14 protein-coding genes are annotated in these 18,321 nt (G+C 73.4%); 8 read left to right on the forward strand and 6 right to left on the reverse strand.

The features are described from left to right. Nucleotides 1-2: 2 nt before the first annotated feature. A complete protein-coding gene (miaB, locus tag ACFVNO_RS18230; protein ID WP_355260251.1) occupies nt 3-1,469 on the reverse strand; it encodes a tRNA (N6-isopentenyl adenosine(37)-C2)-methylthiotransferase MiaB in 1,467 nt (488 codons plus the stop codon). Nucleotides 1,470-1,820: 351 nt separating this feature from the next. Between miaB and ACFVNO_RS18235 the strand changes: the two genes are divergently transcribed. The 5 genes from ACFVNO_RS18235 to ACFVNO_RS18255 all read left to right on the forward strand — a co-directional run bounded on the left by ACFVNO_RS18235 (nt 1,821) and on the right by ACFVNO_RS18255 (nt 7,563). Continuing rightward, entirely contained in the window at nt 1,821-2,564 is a 744-nt protein-coding gene (locus tag ACFVNO_RS18235) for an amino acid ABC transporter ATP-binding protein (RefSeq protein ID WP_220562670.1), read from the forward strand. 60 nt (nt 2,565-2,624) lie between these two features. Continuing rightward, on the forward strand, nt 2,625-3,491 hold the full coding sequence (locus tag ACFVNO_RS18240; RefSeq protein WP_355259729.1) for a glutamate ABC transporter substrate-binding protein: 867 nt from the start codon (nt 2,625-2,627) through the stop codon (nt 3,489-3,491). 79 nt (nt 3,492-3,570) lie between these two features. Continuing rightward, nucleotides 3,571-4,245: an amino acid ABC transporter permease gene (locus ACFVNO_RS18245; RefSeq protein ID WP_220562672.1), complete on the forward strand. Its 675-nt coding sequence runs from the start codon at nt 3,571-3,573 to the stop codon at nt 4,243-4,245. Beyond that, nucleotides 4,242-5,267 carry an amino acid ABC transporter permease gene (locus ACFVNO_RS18250; RefSeq protein ID WP_378893919.1) on the forward strand — a complete coding sequence of 342 codons (1,026 nt, stop codon included), beginning with the start codon at nt 4,242-4,244 and terminating at the stop codon, nt 5,265-5,267. Before ACFVNO_RS18245 ends, ACFVNO_RS18250 begins: the two co-directional genes overlap by 4 nt. Before the next feature lie 184 nt (nt 5,268-5,451). Further along, complete coding sequence (locus ACFVNO_RS18255; protein ID WP_378893922.1) at nt 5,452-7,563, forward strand: S9 family peptidase; 2,112 nt, start codon at nt 5,452-5,454, stop codon at nt 7,561-7,563. Nucleotides 7,564-7,567: 4 nt separating this feature from the next. Here ACFVNO_RS18255 and ACFVNO_RS18260 read toward each other — a convergent pair whose 3' ends face one another. The 4 genes from ACFVNO_RS18260 to ACFVNO_RS18275 form a co-directional block, all read right to left on the reverse strand. Then, complete coding sequence (locus ACFVNO_RS18260; protein WP_378893925.1) at nt 7,568-7,900, reverse strand: glyoxalase superfamily protein; 333 nt, start codon at nt 7,898-7,900, stop codon at nt 7,568-7,570. Nucleotides 7,901-7,970: 70 nt separating this feature from the next. After that, nucleotides 7,971-8,528 (reverse strand): regulatory protein RecX, encoded by a 558-nt coding sequence (locus ACFVNO_RS18265; protein WP_378893928.1) that lies wholly within the window; start codon nt 8,526-8,528, stop codon nt 7,971-7,973. Then, nucleotides 8,521-9,681, reverse strand: coding sequence for a recombinase RecA (gene recA, locus ACFVNO_RS18270; protein ID WP_355259715.1), 1,161 nt, complete (start codon nt 9,679-9,681; stop codon nt 8,521-8,523). Before recA ends, ACFVNO_RS18265 begins: the two co-directional genes overlap by 8 nt. Nucleotides 9,682-9,852: 171 nt before the next feature. Further along, a complete protein-coding gene (locus ACFVNO_RS18275) occupies nt 9,853-10,047 on the reverse strand; it encodes a DUF3046 domain-containing protein (protein WP_220562678.1) in 195 nt (64 codons plus the stop codon). Between the two features lie 94 nt (nt 10,048-10,141). Here ACFVNO_RS18275 and ACFVNO_RS18280 point away from each other — a divergent pair, with 94 nt between their 5' ends. Both ACFVNO_RS18280 and ACFVNO_RS18285 read left to right on the forward strand, forming a co-directional pair. After that, nucleotides 10,142-14,806 carry a DEAD/DEAH box helicase gene (locus tag ACFVNO_RS18280; RefSeq protein ID WP_355259712.1) on the forward strand — a complete coding sequence of 1,555 codons (4,665 nt, stop codon included), beginning with the start codon at nt 10,142-10,144 and terminating at the stop codon, nt 14,804-14,806. A gap of 79 nt (nt 14,807-14,885) precedes the next feature. Then, nucleotides 14,886-15,353, forward strand: a complete 468-nt coding sequence (locus tag ACFVNO_RS18285; protein ID WP_378893958.1) for a GNAT family N-acetyltransferase — start codon at nt 14,886-14,888, stop codon at nt 15,351-15,353. Between the two features lie 88 nt (nt 15,354-15,441). Here ACFVNO_RS18285 and ACFVNO_RS18290 read toward each other — a convergent pair whose 3' ends face one another. Next, nucleotides 15,442-16,656, reverse strand: coding sequence for an ROK family transcriptional regulator (locus ACFVNO_RS18290; RefSeq protein ID WP_355259709.1), 1,215 nt, complete (start codon nt 16,654-16,656; stop codon nt 15,442-15,444). 254 nt (nt 16,657-16,910) lie between these two features. Between ACFVNO_RS18290 and ACFVNO_RS18295 the strand changes: the two genes are divergently transcribed. Beyond that, the gene (locus tag ACFVNO_RS18295) at nt 16,911-18,194 is read left to right on the forward strand and encodes an extracellular solute-binding protein (protein ID WP_355259706.1); all 1,284 of its coding nucleotides are present in this window, start codon (nt 16,911-16,913) and stop codon (nt 18,192-18,194) included. Nucleotides 18,195-18,321 lie beyond the last annotated feature (127 nt).

The raw sequence follows: 18,321 nt of genomic DNA on the forward strand, positions 1-18,321 counted from the left end.
GGTCAGACGAGGTCGCAGCCGCCGACGGGGGCGGGCTGCTCGGCGGGCCTGCCGACGCGCGGCATGCCCAGCAGGACCTCGGGCCTGCGGTCCGCGGCGGGCTCGCCGTTGCGGGCGGCCCAGGCGTCCCCGGCGCGGGTGCGGCGCAGGTCGCGCACCCCGGAGTCGGACACCAGGTGGTGCGGCGCGGCGTAGGTGACCTCGACGGTCACCACGTCGCCGGGCCGGGGCTCCTCGGCGTCGCCCACGGCGAAGTGCACGAGACGGTTGTCGGGGGCGCGGCCGGACAGGCGGCGGCGCTCGCCGTCCTTGCGGCCCTCGCCCTCGGCCACCAGCAGCTCGACCTCGGTGCCGACCAGCTTCTTGTTCTCCTCCCAGGAGATCTGCTCCTGGAGGTCGACCAGCCGCTGGTAGCGCTCCTTGACGACCTCCGGCGGCACCTGGCCGTCCATCGTGGCGGCGGGGGTGCCGGGGCGCTTGGAGTACTGGAACGTGAACGCGGCCGCGAAGCGGGCCTCGCGGACCACGTGCAGCGTCTCCTCGAAGTCCTCCTCGGTCTCGCCGGGGAAGCCCACGATGATGTCGGTGGTGATGGCGGCCTGCGGCATGGCCTCGCGCACCTTCTCCACGATGCCCAGGAAGCGCTCCTGGCGGTAGGAGCGGCGCATCGCCTTGAGGACGCGGCTGGACCCCGACTGCAGCGGCATGTGCAGCTGCGGCATCACGTTGGGGGTCTGCGCCATCGCCTCGATGACGTCGTCGGTGAAGTCGCGCGGGTGCGGGGAGGTGAAGCGGACCCGCTCCAGCCCCTCGATCTCACCGCAGGCGCGCAGCAGCTTGGAGAACGCCTGCCGGTCGCCGAAGCCGCTGCCGTAGGCGTTGACGTTCTGGCCGAGCAGGGTGATCTCGCTGACGCCCTCGGCGACCAGGGCCCGCACCTCGGCGAGGATGTCGCCGGGGCGGCGGTCCTGCTCCTTGCCGCGCAGCGCCGGGACGATGCAGAAGGTGCAGGTGTTGTTGCACCCGACCGAGATCGACACCCACGCCGCGTACGCCGACTCGCGGCGGCTGGGCAGCGTGGAGGGGAAGTGCTCCAGCGACTCCGCGATCTCGACCTGCGCCTCCTTCTGGACGCGGGCGCGCTCCAGCAGGGCCGGCAGGGAACCGATGTTGTGGGTGCCGAACACGACGTCGACCCAGGGGGCGCGCCGGACGATCTCACCGCGGTCCTTCTGCGCCAGGCAGCCGCCCACGGCGATCTGCATGCCGGGGTTGGCGTCCTTGACCGGGCGCAGGTGCCCGAGGTTGCCGTACAGGCGGTTGTCCGCGTTCTCCCGGACCGCACAGGTGTTGAAGACGACGATGTCCGCGGTGGTGTCCTCGGCTGCGCGCGCGTACCCAGCGTCCTCCAGCAGACCGGAGAGGCGCTCGGAGTCGTGGACGTTCATCTGGCAGCCGTAGGTCCGCACTTGGTAGGTACGACTCTGGCTCACATCCTCAGGCTATCCGGTGTCGCGGACCGCCCAAGGCCGCCGCGGACGGGGGTCACTCTCCGCACCCCGCCCCCCGGAACCGGTTTAGTGACCGGCCGAACGGATATCGGACACATGAACTGCGAGAAAGGTGCTGTCTTCTGATGACCGAACAATGCGGCCTCCAGAACGGCTGGAAACGATTCCAGTACAGTGAGTGACGAAACGCGTACCTACGCTCCGTCCGCATAACGGTTTCATCGATCACGCCGTAACAAGTCAGCCACTCCGTTTGCGGCCCACGTTTTTAGTGATGACACCGCAACATCGACCCACTAGGTTCCGACCATGACCTCAACTCCTCTCGTCGTGCTGGAGAACGTCAACAAGCACTTCGGCGACCTGCACGTGCTCCGCGACATCAATCTGACGGTTAACTCCGGCGAGGTGGTAGTCGTCATCGGGCCGTCCGGTTCCGGCAAGTCGACACTGTGCCGCACGATCAACCGCCTGGAGACGATCGACTCCGGCGTGATCACCCTCGACGAACAGCCGCTCCCGGCCGAGGGCCGCGCGCTCGCGCGCCTGCGCAGCGACGTGGGCATGGTGTTCCAGTCCTTCAACCTGTTCGCGCACAAGACCGTGTTGCAGAACGTGACGCTGGGACCCATGAAGGTGCTGCGCAAGCCCAAGGGCGAGGCCGAGGCCCGCGGCATGGAACTGCTGGAGCGGGTCCGTATCGGCAACCAGGCCCACAAGTACCCGGCGCAGCTGTCCGGCGGACAGCAGCAGCGCGTGGCCATCGCCCGTGCCCTGGCGATGAATCCGAAGGTCATCCTCTTCGACGAGCCGACCTCCGCCCTGGACCCGGAGATGGTCCAGGAGGTCCTCGACGTCATGACCGACCTCGCGAGCGAGGGCATGACCATGGTCGTGGTCACCCACGAGATGGGATTCGCCCGCCGCGCCGCCAACCGGGTCGTGTTCATGGCCGACGGCGAGATCGTCGAGGAGAACACGCCCGACGAGTTCTTCACCAACCCGCAGTCGGAGCGGGCCCAGGACTTCCTCTCGAAGATCCTGACCCACTAGCAGTCCCCCGGCCCACCGGGCCATGAGCTTCGCACGCATCTCAAGGAAGAGGTATCCCCAATGCGAGTCCGTCGCATCAGCACCGCTCTGGGCAGCGCCGCGGCCCTGGCGCTCGCCCTCACCGCCTGTGGCACCGCCGAGGTCGGCGGCGAGGGCGGCGAAGGCGGCGGCGAGGGCAACGGCGGTGGCGACACCATCACCATCGGTGTCAAGTACGACCAGCCGGGCCTGGGCCTGGACGAGGGCGGCACCCCCGTCGGCTTCGACGTGGACGTCGCCACCTACGTCGCCGGCGAGCTCGGCTACACCCCGGACCAGATCGAGTGGACCGAGGCCGCCTCCGCCAACCGCGAGTCCTTCCTCCAGCAGGGCACCGTCGACCTGATCTTCGCCACCTACTCGATCACCGACGAGCGCCGCCAGGTCGTGGACTTCGGCGGCCCGTACTACATCGCCCAGCAGGACATCCTGACCCAGGCCGACAACACCGACATCAACGGCCCCGAGGACCTCGAGGGCAAGACCCTGTGCTCGGCCTCCGGCTCCCGCTCGGCCAACAACATCGTCGACTCCGAGGAGGACGGCGGCCTGGGCGTCGACGCCCAGCTGCGCGAGGCCGGCAACTACTCCGAGTGCCTGGAGCTGCTCGGCAACGGCACCGTCGACGCGGTGACCACCGACAACACCATCCTCGCGGGCTTCGCCGCCCAGAACCCGGGCGAGTACCGGATGGTCAACAACCCGTTCGGCGAGGAGAAGTACGGCGTCGGCATGCCCGAGGGCTCCACCGAGCTCTGCGAGCAGGTCAACGCGGCCATCACCAAGATGTGGGAGGAGGGCGCGGCCACCGAGTACCTGGAGTCGGCCTTCGGTGAGACCGACTTCGCCTTCGAGGAGACCCAGCCCGCGCTCGACACCTGCGAGTAAGTCCGCCATCTGACCCCGTCCGGGAGGTGGGGCCGGGACGTCCCGGCGCCACCTCCCGGCCCTTGACCGGCTGGGACCCATGGAAGCCTTTCTCAGCAATATCGACAGGGTTGTCGACGGTTTCTCATGGACCGTCCGGCTCACCCTCCTCAGCGCCCTGTTCTCGTTCATCCTGGGCATCCTGCTCACCGCGATGCGGGTCTCCCCCGTCCCGCTGCTGCGCGGCCTGTCCACCGCCTACGTGGAAGGTGTCCGGAACACCCCGTTGACCCTGGTGCTGCTCTTCTGCGGCCTGGGCCTCAACAGCGCCCTGGGGCTGAGCTTCAGCGACACCGTCGCCCTTGACGTGTTCTGGTGGGCGGTCATCGGACTGTCCGCCTACACCTCCTGCTTCGTCTCCGAATCGCTGCGGTCGGGTATCAACACCATCCCGCTCGGACAGGTCGAAGCAGCCCGTTCCCTGGGTCTGACCTTCACCCAGAACCTCCGCCTGATCGTCATCCCCCAGGCACTGCGCACCGTCGTGGGCCCGCTGGGCAGTGTGCTCATCGCGCTCACCAAGAACACGACCGTCGCCTCCGTTGCGGGGCTGGGCGTCCAGGAGGCGTCCCGGCAGATGAAGCTCATGTTCGACCAGGGCATCGCGCCGGTCCTGCCGACCTTCGTCGGGTTCGCGATCGGCTTCCTGATCCTGACCCTGCCGACGGGTTACTTCTTCGGCTGGCTGTCCAAGCGCGTGGCGGTGGTCCGATGAGCGCCCAGACCTCGGTCCTCTTCGACGCCCCCGGCCCCCGCGCACGGCGGCGCAACGTCATCTACACGGTCCTGACCGTGCTCCTGGCCCTGGTCGGCCTGGCCGTCCTGTACCTGGGGTTCAACCGGACCCTGACCGACCGGGAGGGCCCGCTGTTCTCGGCGGCCACCTGGGCGGTCAACCCGGACGGCCAGTGGGCGGCCGACATGTGGGAGCCGTTCCTGCGGCCCGACACGTGGACCGGCTACGTCATCCCCGGTCTGCAGAACACCCTGACCGCGGCGCTGACCGCGTCGGTGCTGGCCGTCGTGTTCGGCCTGGTCTTCGGTATCGGCCGGCTGTCCGAGCACGCCTGGATCCGCATCCCCGCCGGGGCCGTCGTGGAGTTCTTCCGCGGCATCCCGCTGCTGATGCTGATCTTCTTCACCATGGCGCTGCCGATCGTCGCCTGGCAGGTGTTCAACATCCCGACCGGCACCTTCCAGGTGACCGCGCTGGCCGCGGTCGTCACCGGCCTGACCCTGTACAACGGGTCGGTGCTGGCGGAGGTGTTCCGGGCGGGCATCCTGGCGGTGCCCAAGGGCCAGTCCGAGGCCGCCCAGGCCATCGGCATGACCCGGACGCAGACGATGTGGCAGATCCTGATCCCGCAGGCGATCACGTCGATGATGCCGGCGATCGTCGCCCAGCTGGTGGTCCTGCTCAAGGACTCCGCGCTCGGCTACATCGTCGCCTTCCCGGAGCTGCTGCGCAGCTTCACGCTGCTGGCGACCCGGGAGAGCAACGTGATCCCGGCGGCGATCATCTGCGCGATCATCTACATCATCATCAACATCGCCCTGAGCCGGCTGGCGATCTGGCTGGAGCGCCGCAACGCACGGCGCGGCCGCGTCTCGGCCCGGCCCACCGCGGCCGGCGGCGCCCCGGCCGCGGTCGACGCCACCGGGACGGCCGCCGGTGCGGCCGCCTCGGAGGGCCCCTCCGAGGGGCCCGACGGCACGGCGGGGCCCGAGAAGCCCTAGTCCCCGGCACCCGTTCGACGGCCCCGTCCACCCCGTGGACGGGGCCGTCGGCGTTCCCGCCCCGGCGGGGCGGGCGGACCCTCACAAGACGGATACGGGATCCGGCGGGACTGCACACGCGGCCCCGCGAGGACTAAGGTCGACATGTCATCGGATACACCCCACGACCCATCCTGAGCGGGATATGTCTGAACTGTCGAGCCACGGCTCCTGGCCATCGCCCATCAGCGCCGCCGACGTCGCCCGTGGGGTGCGCGCCCTCGCCTTCCCCTCCGTGGTGGGCGACGAGGTGTGGTGGGAGGAGAGCCGGCCCGAGGAGGGCCGCCGGACCATCATGCGGCGCGGCGCCGACGGCACCCTGACCGAGCTGCTGGCCGCCCCGTGGAGCGTGGGCAGCCGCGTGCACGAGTACGGGGGCCGGGCCTTCCGCCCCGTGCCCCGGCGCGACGACAAGGCGCTGGTGCGCATGGGCGTCGTCTTCGTCAACTCCCCCGACCAGCGCCTGTACCTGCTGGAGCACGGCGCCGCCGCGCCGGTCCCGCTCACCCCCGAACCGGACGGGCCCGCGGCGCTGCGCTACGCGGAGCCGACGCTGGGGCCCGACGGCCGCAGCGTCCTGTGCGTGCGCGAGCAGCACTCCCAGGGCACGGTGCGGCGGTCGATCGTGTCGGTGCCGCTGTCGGGCCGGGGCGCCTCCGACCCGTCCGCCGTGCGCGAGATCGTCTCGGGCGCCGACTTCTACGCCTCCCCCACCCCCTCCCCCGACGGGACCAGGCTGGCGTACGTGCGGTGGAACCACCCCAAGATGCCCTGGGACGGCACCGAGCTGCGGATGGGCCTGTTCGACGGGGACGGGCTGACCGGCGAGTACACGCTCAAGGGCTCCTCGGAGGAGTCGGTGGTCTCCCCGGTGTGGATCGACGACACCTCCCTGTACGCGGCCTCGGACTGGCCGGGCTTCTGGAACCTGTACCAGGTGGGGCTCACCGGCCCGGCGATCGCGCTGTACCCGGCCGAGGAGGAGTTCCACTCCCCGCCGGGGCGACTGGGCGACCGGTCTTTCTGCGTGCTGGGCTCGGGGAAGGTGGTGGCGCTGCACGGCGACGCCGACATGGTGCCGGGAGTGTACGACCCCGACACCCTGGACCTGGCCCCGGTGGACACCGACCTGACGTCGTGGTCGATGCTCGACACCGACGGGCGCACCGTCGTGGGCGTGGCGGCCTCGCCGACCGTCCCGCAGTCGCTGGTCCGGCTGGACCCGGCCACCGGGCGGGTGGAGGTGCTGCGCGGGTCGATGGAGTCGGTCCCCGACACCGCCTACCTGCCGGTGCCCCGCAAGGCCACGTTCCCGGGCCGCTACGGGGCCCCGGTGCACGCCAACGTCTACCCGCCCACCCACCCGGAGCACACGGCGGCGGGGCCCGCGCCGTACGCGGTGTGGGTGCACGGCGGCCCGGTGTCGCACGCCACGACCGCGTTCGACCCCTTCAAGGCGTACTTCACCAGCCGGGGCATCGGCGTGGTGGACGTCAACTACGGCGGGTCCACCGGGTACGGGCGCTCCTACCGCAAGCGCCTGCACAAGGAGTGGGGCGTGGTGGACGTCGAGGACGTCACCGCCGTGGCCCGGGCCCTGGTGGAGCGGGGCGAGGCCGACCCCGAGCGGCTGGCGGTGCGCGGGCCGAGCGCGGGCGGGTACACGGCGCTGGTGGCGGTCACCGGGGACGTGTTCGCCTGCGGGGTGTCCTACTTCGGGGTGACCGACCTGCTGGGGCTGGTGCGCACCACCCACGACTTCGAGTCGCGGTTCCTGGACACGCTGGTGGGCCTGCTGCCGGGGTTCGTGGAGCGCTACCGGGAGCGGTCGCCGATCAACCTGGCCTCGGAGATCGACGTGCCGGTGCTGCTGCTCCAGGGCCTGGACGACCCGGTGGTGACCCCGGACCAGGCGTTCGCCATGGCGACGGCGCTGGGCGGGCGGAAGGTGCCGTACGCGCTGGTGGAGTTCGAGGGCGAGGCGCACGGGTTCACCGGGGAGAAGGCGCGCAGGGAGTCGCTGGAGGCCGAGCTGGCGCTGTACGCGCGGGTGTTCGGGTTCGCGTCGGACGCGCCGCCGCTGGAGCTCGCCACCGAGCCGCCCGCCCCGCGCCCCGAACCGGAGCCCGAACCCGAACCGGTCCAGGCCCCGCCGGACGGCGCGGCCGCCGCGGAGGCCCCCGGCGGGGAGCCCGCCCCGGAGCCGGACGCCGCGGCACCGGTCGCCGAGCCGGCCGCCCGGACCCCCGAGGCCTGACCGCTCAGTCGGTCGGGACGCCGATGCGCAGCCGGTTGCCGTCGGGGTCGCGCAGTTCCAGCTCGCGGCCCCACGGCGCCTCCTCCACCGGGACGCCGAACTCGGCGGCCACGGCGTCGATGTCGTTCAGCCGCAGGTAGACCAGGGTGTCCGGCCGCGCGTCCCCCTCGTGCTCCGACAGGAACAGCCGGACCCGCCCCCGGTGCACCTCGACGAACGCCGGGAACCCCGGCTCGAACCGGTGCTCCCAGCCGAACGCGAACCCCAGCCGCGCGTACCACCGCACCGCCGCCTCCGCGTCGGCCACCCGCAGGACCGGGACGGCCTCCTCGGTCATGTCGCATCCTCCGTCACGGTGTACTCCCACTCCGGCCGCCACCGCCGCGGCACGTCCACCGGGGTGAGGCTCACTCCGGGAAGTCCGGGTCGAGGTCGAGGCCCTCGGCCTCCAGTTCCTCGCGGACGATCCGGTAGGACAGGCCGCCGCCGTAGCCCTTGCGGGCCAGGACGCCCAGGGCGCGGCGGACGCGGGTCTCGCGCTCGCGGCCGCGGCTGCCGGAGAGGCTGCGCCGGGCCAGGGCCCGGGCGGCGGCCGCCTCCTCCTCGTCGCCGAGTTCGGCGACCGCGTCGCGCACGGTCTCCTCGGCCACGCCGCGGGTGCGCAGCTCACGGGTGAGCGCGGCACGGGACAGCCCCCGGCCGTGGTGGCGCGAGCTCACCCAGGCGCGGGAGAAGACGGCGTCATCGACCAGTCCGGCCCGCGTGCACTCCTCCATGACCGCGGCCACGACCTCTTCCTCGTGGCCGCGGCGGAGCAGGCCGGCCTCCAGCTGCGCGGTGGTGCGCGGCTTGTGCGCGAGCATCCGCAGGGCCAGGGTGCGGGCCCTGTTCAGTGCCTTCTCCCCGCCGGACGACGGCGCGGCGTCGGGGCCGTCGCCGTCCGGCGGGGTGTCGGCCTCACGCATCCGTCGCGGGCGCCTTGACGGTGGTGGTCTTGGCCGGGGCCTTCTTGGCGGGGGCCTTGTCGGCCGCCGCCGGAGCCGCGGCGGGGGCCGCCTTGTCCGCAGGGGCCTTGTCGGCGGCCGCGGCCTTGGGGTCCTCCGGACCCGAGGCGCTGTCGTCGCCGGTGGAGACGCCCAGCTTCTCCTTGATCTTCTTCTCGACCTCGTTGGCGATGTCGGAGTTGTCGCGCAGGAAGTTGCGCGCGTTCTCCTTGCCCTGGCCGAGCTGGGTGCCGTCGTAGGTGTACCAGGCGCCCGACTTGCGCACGATGCCGTGCTCCACGCCCAGGTCGATGAGGCTGCCCTCGCGGGAGACGCCCACCCCGTACAGGATGTCGAACTCGGCCTGCTTGAAGGGCGGCGCGACCTTGTTCTTGACGACCTTGACGCGGGTGCGGTTGCCGACCGCGTCGGTGCCGTCCTTGAGGGTCTCGATGCGGCGCACGTCCAGGCGCACCGACGAGTAGAACTTCAGCGCCCGGCCACCGCTGGTGGTCTCCGGGGAGCCGAACATCACGCCGACCTTCTCGCGGAGCTGGTTGATGAAGATCGCGGTGGTGCCGGTCTGGTTGAGCGCGCCGGCGATCTTGCGCAGCGCCTGCGACATGAGCCGGGCCTGCAGGCCGACGTGGCTGTCGCCCATCTCGCCCTCGATCTCGGCGCGGGGCACCAGGGCCGCCACGGAGTCGATGACGATGATGGAGACGGCGCCGGAGCGGATCAGCATGTCGACGATCTCCAGCGCCTGCTCGCCGGTGTCCGGCTGGGACAGCAGCAGGTTGTCGGTGTCGACGCCGATCTTCTTGGCGTACTCGGGGTCCAGCGCGTGCTCGGCGTCGACGAACGCGGCGATGCCGCCCATCCGCTGCGCGTTGGCCACCGCGTGCAGCGCGACGGTGGTCTTACCGCTGGACTCGGGGCCGTACACCTCGATGATCCGGCCGCGCGGGATGCCGCCGATGCCCAGCGCCACGTCGAGGGCGATCGCCCCGGTGGGGATGGCCTCGATGGGCGGACGGTCGTCGTCGCCCAGGCGCATGACGGAGCCCTTGCCGAACTGCCGCTCGATCTGCGCGAGGGCGGTTTCGAGAGCCTTCTCTCGGTCTCCAGATGCCACGGGATACCCCTGTTGGGTCGATGCCTTCTTCTTCATGATGCGCACGACGCTACGCGGTCGGTCCGACAATCGCGATGTCCGGCGTCGGCCTGTGGAAAACCCAGCCTACCCGAACCCCTGTTCGATTTCCGTTCGAACGCGCGAACGCGTCCCCCCTCTTCTCCCCTGTGGTCAGCGCGCCGCGGCCGGGAGGTCGAACGCGTCGCAGACGGCCCGCCAGACCTCCTTGGCCGCGACCCCGTCGGCGAGCGCCCCCTCGACGGTGCGCGAGCCCAGCCCCTCGATCACGTAGTCCTTGGCCAGGCTCTGCGCGTACGCCTCGCCGAACTGCTCGTACATGTTGTGCCAGAAAACAGTCAGTCTCATCGGCCCCAGTATCGTCGATCCCCCGCTCCGGTGTCGGCCGTCGTCCACAGGCCGCCTCCCCGGAATCGTCGCCCCCGGGGTGCAGACTTAACGGATGACACCGTCCTTCTTCGGGCCCGCCACCCGGGCCTGGTTCGAACGCGCCTTCCCCGGCGGACCGACCCCGGCCCAGGAGGGCGCCTGGGCGTCGGTCGCGGGCGGGAAGGACACCCTCGTGGTGGCCCCGACCGGGTCGGGCAAGACGCTGGCGGCGTTCCTGTGGTCGCTGGACCGCCTGCTCTCCTCCCCCGTCCCCGAGGACCCGGCCCGCCGGTGCCGGGTGCTGTACGTCTCGCCCCTCAAGGCGCTGGCCGTGGACGTGGAGCGCAACCTGCGCGTCCCGTTGGCGGGTATCTCCGCGGCCGCCGCGGAGTCGGGCGCCCCGGTGTCCCCCGTGTCGGTGGGCGTGCGCACCGGCGACACCCCGGCGGACGAGCGGCGGCGAATGGCCACCCGGCCGCCGGACATCCTCATCACCACCCCCGAGTCGCTGTTCCTGGTGCTGACCTCGCGGGCCCGCGAGGGGCTGGCCGGGGTGGAGACGGTGATCGTGGACGAGGTGCACGCCCTGGCGGGCACCAAGCGCGGCGCCCACCTGGCCCTGAGCCTGGAGCGGCTGGAGGAGCTGGTGGACCGGCGCACCCTGCGGATCGGCCTGTCGGCGACGGTGCGCCCGGCGGAGACGGTCGCGGAGTTCCTGGGCGGCGCCGCGATCGTGGCGCCGCCGGACGCACCGCACCTGGACCTGAGCGTGGCGGTGCCGGTGTTCGACATGGAGGAGCCCCACCTGCCCCCGCCGCCCCGGGCCCTGGGCCCCGGGGACCCGGAGGAGACCGGCGCGGAGGTGGAGCCGCTGGAGGCCCCCGGCCCCCCGGTCCCGGCGGACGCCTCCCCCGCGGGCGCCCCTCCGGCCGCGGGCCCCCCGGCCGGCGCCGGCTCGCTGTGGCCGCACCTGGAGCGCCGGGTGCTGGACCTGGTGGAGGAGCACCGGTCCACCATCGTGTTCACCAACGGCCGGCGGACCGCGGAGCGGCTGTGCGCCCGCCTCAACGACCTGTACGCCGAGCGCCACGGCGCCGACCTGCCGCCCGCGGAGGTGCCCGCGCTCGTCATCGCCCAGTCCGGGAGCAGCCGGGGCGCCGCGCCGGTCATCGCCCGCACCCACCACGGGTCGATGTCCAAGGCCGAACGGGCGGTGGTCGAGGACGACCTCAAGGCGGGGCGGCTGCGCTGCGTGGTGGCCACCTCCAGCCTGGAGCTGGGTGTGGACATGGGCGCGGTGGACCTGGTGGTGCAGGTGGCCGCGCCCCCGTCGGTGGCGTCCGGGCTCCAGCGGGTGGGGCGGGCCGGGCACCAGGTGGGCGGCACCTCGCGCGGGGTGTTCCTCCCGGCGTTCCGGGGCGACCTGCTCACGACGGCGGTGGCGGTGGAGCGGATGCGCGCGGGCGACATCGAGCCGCTGCGCATGCCCCGGTCGCCGCTGGACGTGCTGGCCCAGCAGATCGTCGCGATGGTCGCGATGGACGAGTGGCCGGTGGCGGAGCTGGCCGCGGTGGTGCGGCGGGCCGCCCCGTTCTCCGACCTGGCCGACAGCGTGCTGGAGTCGGTCCTGGACATGCTGTCGGGCCGCTACCCCTCCGACGAGTTCGCCGAGCTGCGGCCCCGCCTGGTGTGGGACCGCCGTGAGGGCGTCCTGCGGGCCCGGCCCGACGCCCAGCGGCTGGCGGTGGTCGCCGGGGGCACCATCCCCGACCGGGGCATGTACACGGTGCACCTGGCCGGCGCGGAGAAAGCGCCGACCCGGGTCGGGGAGCTGGACGAGGAGATGGTGTACGAGTCCCGGGTGGGCGACGTGTTCGTCCTGGGCTCCACCACCTGGAGGATCGAGGGGATCACCGCCGACCGGGTGCTGGTCTCCCCGGCCCCGGGTCGGCCGGGCCGGATGCCGTTCTGGAAGGCCGACGCCCAGGGCCGCCCGGTGGAGCTGGGCCGGGCCATCGGCGCGGCGGTGCGCAGGCTGGGCGAGGCGCCGCGGGAGGCGGCGGCGGAGTTCTCGGGGCTGGACCCGTGGGCGGCCCGCAACCTGGCGGCCTACGTCGCCGAGCAGCGGGACGCGACCGGTCACGTCCCCGACGACCGCACGGTGGTCATCGAGCGGTTCCGCGACCAGGTGGGCGACCGGCGGGTGGTGGTCCACTCGCCGCTGGGCGACCGCGTGCACGCCCCCTGGGCGCTGGCCGTCGCCGCGCGGATCCGGGAGCGGTACGGGGTGGAGAGCCGGGTGCTGCACGGGGACGACGGGATCGTGCTGAACCTGCCCGACACCGTGGGCGGCCTGGACGAACCGGGGGTGCTGGCCGAGCTGGTGGCGGTGGACCCCGAGACCGTGGAGGCGGTGGTCACCGACGAGCTGACCGGGTCGGCGCTGTTCGCGTCCCGGTTCCGCGAGTGCGCAGCCCGGGCGCTGCTGCTGCCGCGGCAGCGGCCGGACCGGCGGATGCCGCTGTGGCAGCAGCGGCTGCGCGCCTCGCACCTGCTGTCGGTGGCGGGCCGCTACGGGTCGTTCCCGATCGTGCTGGAGACGGCGCGCGAGTGCCTGCGGGACCTGTTCGACGTGCCCGCGCTGGTGGAGGTGCTGCGCGGGGTGCGCTCGCGCGACGTGCGCGTGGTGGAGGTGGAGACCGACCGGGCCTCGCCGTTCGCCCGGTCGCTGCTGATGGAGTACACGGCGGCGTTCCTGTACGAGGGGGACGCCCCGGCCGCCGAGGCGCGCGCCGGGGCGCTGGCCCTGGACCCGTCGCTGCTGTCGGACCTGCTGGGCCGCACCGACCTGCGGGACCTGCTGGACCCGGGGGTGGTGGCGGAGGTGGACGGCCTGCTCCAGCGCACCGCAGCCCCGGTTCGCGACGGGGAGGCCGCGGCCGACCTGCTGCGGGAGCTGGGGCCGCTGACGACGGCGGAGGCCGCCGCCCGGGGCGTGCGCGCGGAGTGGCTGGCCGCCCTGGAGGAGGAGGGCCGCGCGGTGCGGATGCCGCTGCCCGGCGCCGTGGAGCCGCCCGAGCCCGCCGACGGCGACGCGGCCGGGCCCGACCCGGCGGCGGCCGTTCCGGGCGGGGGAGGGCCGGTGGAGCGGTGGTGCGCGGTGGAGGACGTCGCGCGGCTGCGGGACGCGCTGGGGGTGCCGGCGCCCCCGGGGGTTGCGCGGGCTCTGCTGGAGCCCGCGGCCGACCCGGTGCGCGACCTGGTCTCCAGGTACGCGCGCACGCACGGGCCGTTCACCACCGCCGCGGCCGCCGCCCGGCTGGGCCTGGGCGAGGAGGCCGTCGCCGGGATGCTGCGGGTGCTGGCCCGGGAGGGACGGGTCTCGCGGGGCGGGTTCCGTCCCGGGGGCACCGGGACGGAGTGGTGCGACGCCGACGTGCTGCGCCGCCTGCGGCGGGGGTCGATCGCCCGGCTGCGGGCGGAGGTGGAGCCGGTCGACCCGGCGGCGCTGGCCCGGTTCGCCCCGGCCTGGCAGCGGGCGGTGCCCGGCGAGCGGTGGCGCGGGCCGGACGCGGTGTTCGAGGCGGTGGAGTCGCTGCGCGGAGCGCCCGTCCCCGCCTCGGCGCTGGAGTCGCTGGTGCTGCCCTCCCGGGTGGAGGGCTACGAGCCGCGGATGCTGGACGAGCTCACCCAGGCCGGGGAGGTGGTGTGGGCGGGCGCCGGCCCGCTGCCCGGCGGGGACGGCCGGATCGTCCTGCTCCCCGCGGACGAGGCCGCGGAGCTGGCGCCCGCCCCGGTGCTCCCCGAGCCGGGTTCGCCGGAGCACGCGGTGCTGTCCGCACTGCGCGAGGGCGGCGCGCTGTTCTTCCGCGACCTCGCCGACCGGGTGACCCGCGACGGCGGGATCGGCGCCCCCTCGGACGCCGACCTGGTGGCGGCGCTGTGGTCGCTGGTCTGGAACGGCGTGGTCGCCAACGACACCCTGGCCCCGGTGCGCGCCCTCCTGGGCGCCGGCGACCCGGTGCGGCCCCCGCGGAGGCCGCGGCCGGGCCGGGCCCCGCGGGCGGTGCTGCCGACCCGGTCGGGGCCGCCGACGGCGGCGGGCCGCTGGTCGGTGCTGCCCGAGAGGGAGGCCGACCCCACCCGGCGGGTCCTGGCGTCGGTGCAGGCCCGGCTGGAGCGGCAGGGCCTGCTGGTCAAGGGCTGGCAGGGCGGCGGCATCTCCCCGGACGAGTACCGGGTGCTGCGGTCGATGGAGGAGGCCGGGCGGGTGCGCCGCGGCTACTTCGTGGCGGGGCTGGGCGGCGCCCAGTTCGCCCTGCCCGGCGCGGTGGACCGCCTGCGGGCGCTGGCCGGGGAGAACCGGGGCGGGGCGGTGGCGCCGGTGGTGCTGGCCGCCGACGACCCGGCCAACCCGTTCGGCCGCGAGCTGCCCTGGCCGGAGGCGGGCGAGGGCGGCCGCCCGGCGCGGACGGCGGGTGCGGTGGTGGTGGTCGACGACGGGCGGCCCACCCTCTACACGGGCCGGGGCGGGCGCTCCGCGCTCACCCTGGGGGCCTCCCCGCAGGAACTGGCCAGGGCCGCGGCCGCCCTGGCCGAGGTGGTGCGCACCGGCGCGCTGGGCACGGTGACGGTGGAGCGGGCCGACGGGACCGAGGTGTTCGGGACGCCGCTGGACGCCGCGCTGGTGTCCGCCGGGTTCCACGCCACCCCCAGGGGGCTGCGGCTGCGCCCGTGAAAACCCCTGGTGGCGGCGTTCGGTCCCGGGCATGATGGCGGGCGTTCGCACAGGGGGGAGCACGATGGAGATCAGGCCGATGGGGCCCGGGGACGAGGCGGGCGCGGTGGCGGCGTCGCTGGCCGCGGACACGCTGTTCGCGCAGGCCGGGGTGGTGCTGCCGCCGGACGATCCGCGCGAGGTGTTCGAGCACGCCGAGCGGGTCCTGGTGGCGGTGGCGGACGGCGCGGTGCTGGGGCTGGCCGCCACCCTGCCGCTGGACGGGGGCGTGCACCTGGAACAGCTCGCGGTGCACCCCGACCACGGGCGGCGCGGGGTCGGGTCGGCCCTGCTGGAGGCGGTGTGCTCCGGGGCGTCCGCCGCCGGGTCACCCCGGGTGACCCTGACGACCTTCCGCGACCTGCCCTGGAACGGCCCCTGGTACGCGGCCCGCGGCTTCGCGGTGCTGCCGCCGCGGGAGTGGGGACCGGGGCTGCGCGACCTGTGGGAACAGGAGGAGCAGATCCGGGTGCGGCCGCGGGTGGCCATGGCCCGCCCCGCGGGGTGACCCGCCGGGGGCGCGATCGCGGCCCGGCCCGGCCCTCCCCCACCGTGCGGGGGAGGGCGCGGTCGCGGCCGGCCGGGGGCCGGACCGCTCAGACCGTGGAGGAGAACACCTCGTCGCGGGCGTGCTCCAGCGCGTGCAGCAGGGCGCCGCGCACGACGGGGCCGCCCTCGACCGCGCCCAGCGCGATCTCGGTGGCGTTGGGGGCGATGCGGGCCGTGGCCGCCTGCACCCGCTCGGCGAGCTTGACGCCGCCCGCCTGGGCGACGTCGCCGCCCAGCACGACCAGGCCGGGGTCGATGATGACGCTGACGGCGGCCACCCCGCGGGCGAGCCGCTCGGCGAAGGCGTCCAGGAACGCGTCGCCCTCGGGGGTGCCCGAGGCGGCGGCGCTGCGCACCACGTCGACGACGTTGTCGCCCGGCACGCCGTGCTCGGCGGCCAGGCCGACGACCCGGCCCGCCTTGACCAGCGCCTGGAAGCCGTGCGGCAGCTCCCGGTTCACGTCGTCGCGCAGGGACTCGTAGCCCCCGGACAGGCCCAGGTCGCCGGGCATGGGGGCGCCGGGCACGGGCAGGTAGCCGATCTCGCCCGCGCCGCCGGAGCGGCCCCGGTGGATGCGGCCGTCGATCATGGTGGACATGCCGACGCCGCCCGCGGCGCTGAGCCAGATGAGCACGAACTCCGGGACCCCGGCGGCGGCGCCCTCGGCGTGCTCGGCCAGGGCGGCCAGGTTCACGTCGTTCTCGATCATCACCGACCGCTTCAGGTCGGTGCGCAGCGCCTCCAGGATGCCCTCGTGCCAGGAGATGAGGTCGAAGGAGAAGCGGATGTCGCCGGTCCGCGGGTCGACCACGCCGGGGGTGCCGATGACGCAGGCGCGGAGCCTGTCCAGCGGCACCTCCGCCGTTTCGACCAGGCGCATCACGGCCGTGTGGACCAGGGCGACGGGGTCGTCGGAGCTGCTGGGGTCCACGGTGACGTCGCCGACGATCCGGCCGGTGATGTCGGCGATCGTGGCGGTCACCCGGCGGGCGCTGACGTCCAGGGCCGCGACGTAGGCGCTCTCGGGAACCACCGCGTAGAGCGCGGCGTTGGGTCCCCGCCCGCCGGCCTGGCTCCCCACGACGCGTACCAGGTCACGCTCCTCCAGCCGGGCGAGGAGCTGGGACGCGGTTACCTTGGAAAGACCGGTCCTCGTACCCAGCTGCGTGCGCGTCAGCGGACCGGCGGACAGCAGCAGTTCCAGCGCCGCACGGTCGTTGAGCTGGCGTAGCAGCCGGGGAGTCCCCGGACGTTGAGACATAACCGTGACACCTCACCCTGTTTTTATTAGGAAAGTTTCCTGTTAATTTAGCTCACAACCTCACAGGAGGTCACGTCCTGGCAGGTCCGAGTTCATCCGGACCCTCCGGTACCCGCGCCGGCGGGGCGGCAACGTGCTATCCCAGCACACCCCCACAGAGACGTCGAACCGTGGGATGACGTTCCATCATCCCAGGCCGGTTCGAGCACAGGCGTCGAACCCCGGCGCGTCGTGCGAAGGGAGATAGGTTCAACATGAGGTTCCCCAAGATCGCCGCGGCTACGTCCGTGGTCCTGCTCGCCGCCGCCTGCGGCGGTGGCGGTTCCGACTCCGATGGCGGTGGTTCCGCCGACAGCCTGACCGTGTGGGTCATGGGCACCTCGCAGCCGCCCCTCGTCGAGTACTTCGAGGGCGCCGAGGCCCGGTTCCAGGAGAACAACCCGGACGTCGAGGTCAACGTCGAGTTCATCCCCTGGCCGGACGCCCAGGAGTCGATCACCAACGCCCTCGCCGGCGGCGACGCTCCCGACGTCATCGAGATCGGCAACGACCAGGTGTCCGGCTGGGCCTCGCAGGGCGCCCTGCTCGACATCACCGAGCAGGTCGGCGGCTGGGACGCCGCCGCGGAGATGGACCAGAACGCCCTGGAGTACGGCACCTACGACGGCGTCCAGTACGGCGTTCCGTGGTTCTCCGGCGTCCGCACCCTGTACTACCGCGCCGACTGGCTGCAGGAGCTCGGCCACGAGCCCCCCACCACCTGGGACGAGCTGCTGACCGTCGCCGAGGACATCGAGGCGGAGTACGACGTGCCCGGCTTCGCCGCGCCGACCGACTTCACCAACGGCATCGCCTCCTTCATCTGGAGCAACGGCGGCGAGATCGCCACCCAGAACGCCGAGGGCGAGTGGGAGGGCCACCTCACCGACCCCGCCACCGTCGAGGCCATCGAGTTCTACGCCGACCTGACCAACGACGGCGTCTCCCCGCAGAGCTACGTGGGCGAGAACGAGCTCGTGCCGCTCGCCGACATGGCCAACAGCCAGGTCGGTATGTACATCGACGGCAGCTGGGCGCTGACCTCCATGGAGGAGCAGGCCGAGGACCCGGCCGTCCTGGAGAACATCGTCGCCGCCCCGATCCCGGGCGCCGACGGCATCGCGCCGGCCTTCGCCGGCGGCTCCGCGCTCTCCGTCTTCTCCACCACCCAGTACCCGGAGCTCGCCTTCGAGCTGCTGACCGTCCTGGGCGACCAGGAGGGCGGCCAGGGCTACGCCGACGCCGCGGGCTTCTTCCCGGCCTACCCGGAGCTGCTGGCCGGCGACGAGTACCAGAAGGACCCGGCCCGCGTCGCCTCCGCCACCCAGATGCAGCACACGCAGTTCTTCCCGAGCACCCCGCGCTGGACCGCGGCCGACCAGGACAGCAAGATCCTGCCGGGCGCCGTCCTGGAGATCGTCAACGGCGGTGACCCCGAAGAGGTCCTCGCCGCCGCGAACGAGCAGCTGACCACCATCCTCAACGAGCCGGTCGAGTAGCCAGCTCCTCCTCACAGCGCAGAGCCGGACGCGGGGGGGGGCCCCCCGGCCCCCCCCCCCCCCCCCCCCCCCCCCCCCCCCCCAAAAAAAAAAAACCCCCCCCCCCCCCCACCCCCCGGCCCCCCCC

Origin of the sequence: Nocardiopsis sp. NPDC057823 (assembly GCF_042797335.1) — a bacterium.
In the GTDB taxonomy this organism is placed as follows: domain Bacteria; phylum Actinomycetota; class Actinomycetes; order Streptosporangiales; family Streptosporangiaceae; genus Nocardiopsis; species Nocardiopsis changdeensis.

What these genes read in the sequence shown, in the direction of transcription:
- ACFVNO_RS18235 (WP_220562670.1), top strand. Translation starts at nt 1,821, where the DNA reads ATGACCTCAACTCCTCTCGTCGTGCTGGAGAACGTCAACAAGCACTTC.
- ACFVNO_RS18240 (WP_355259729.1), top strand. Translation starts at nt 2,625, where the DNA reads ATGCGAGTCCGTCGCATCAGCACCGCTCTGGGCAGCGCCGCGGCCCTG.
- ACFVNO_RS18245 (WP_220562672.1), top strand. Translation starts at nt 3,571, where the DNA reads ATGGAAGCCTTTCTCAGCAATATCGACAGGGTTGTCGACGGTTTCTCA.
- ACFVNO_RS18250 (WP_378893919.1), top strand. Translation starts at nt 4,242, where the DNA reads ATGAGCGCCCAGACCTCGGTCCTCTTCGACGCCCCCGGCCCCCGCGCA.
- ACFVNO_RS18255 (WP_378893922.1), top strand. Translation starts at nt 5,452, where the DNA reads ATGTCTGAACTGTCGAGCCACGGCTCCTGGCCATCGCCCATCAGCGCC.
- ACFVNO_RS18260 (WP_378893925.1), bottom strand. Translation starts at nt 7,900, where the DNA reads ATGACCGAGGAGGCCGTCCCGGTCCTGCGGGTGGCCGACGCGGAGGCG.
- ACFVNO_RS18265 (WP_378893928.1), bottom strand. Translation starts at nt 8,528, where the DNA reads ATGCGTGAGGCCGACACCCCGCCGGACGGCGACGGCCCCGACGCCGCG.
- ACFVNO_RS18275 (WP_220562678.1), bottom strand. Translation starts at nt 10,047, where the DNA reads ATGAGACTGACTGTTTTCTGGCACAACATGTACGAGCAGTTCGGCGAG.
- ACFVNO_RS18280 (WP_355259712.1), top strand. Translation starts at nt 10,142, where the DNA reads ATGACACCGTCCTTCTTCGGGCCCGCCACCCGGGCCTGGTTCGAACGC.
- ACFVNO_RS18285 (WP_378893958.1), top strand. Translation starts at nt 14,886, where the DNA reads ATGGGGCCCGGGGACGAGGCGGGCGCGGTGGCGGCGTCGCTGGCCGCG.
- ACFVNO_RS18290 (WP_355259709.1), bottom strand. Translation starts at nt 16,656, where the DNA reads ATGTCTCAACGTCCGGGGACTCCCCGGCTGCTACGCCAGCTCAACGAC.
- ACFVNO_RS18295 (WP_355259706.1), top strand. Translation starts at nt 16,911, where the DNA reads ATGAGGTTCCCCAAGATCGCCGCGGCTACGTCCGTGGTCCTGCTCGCC.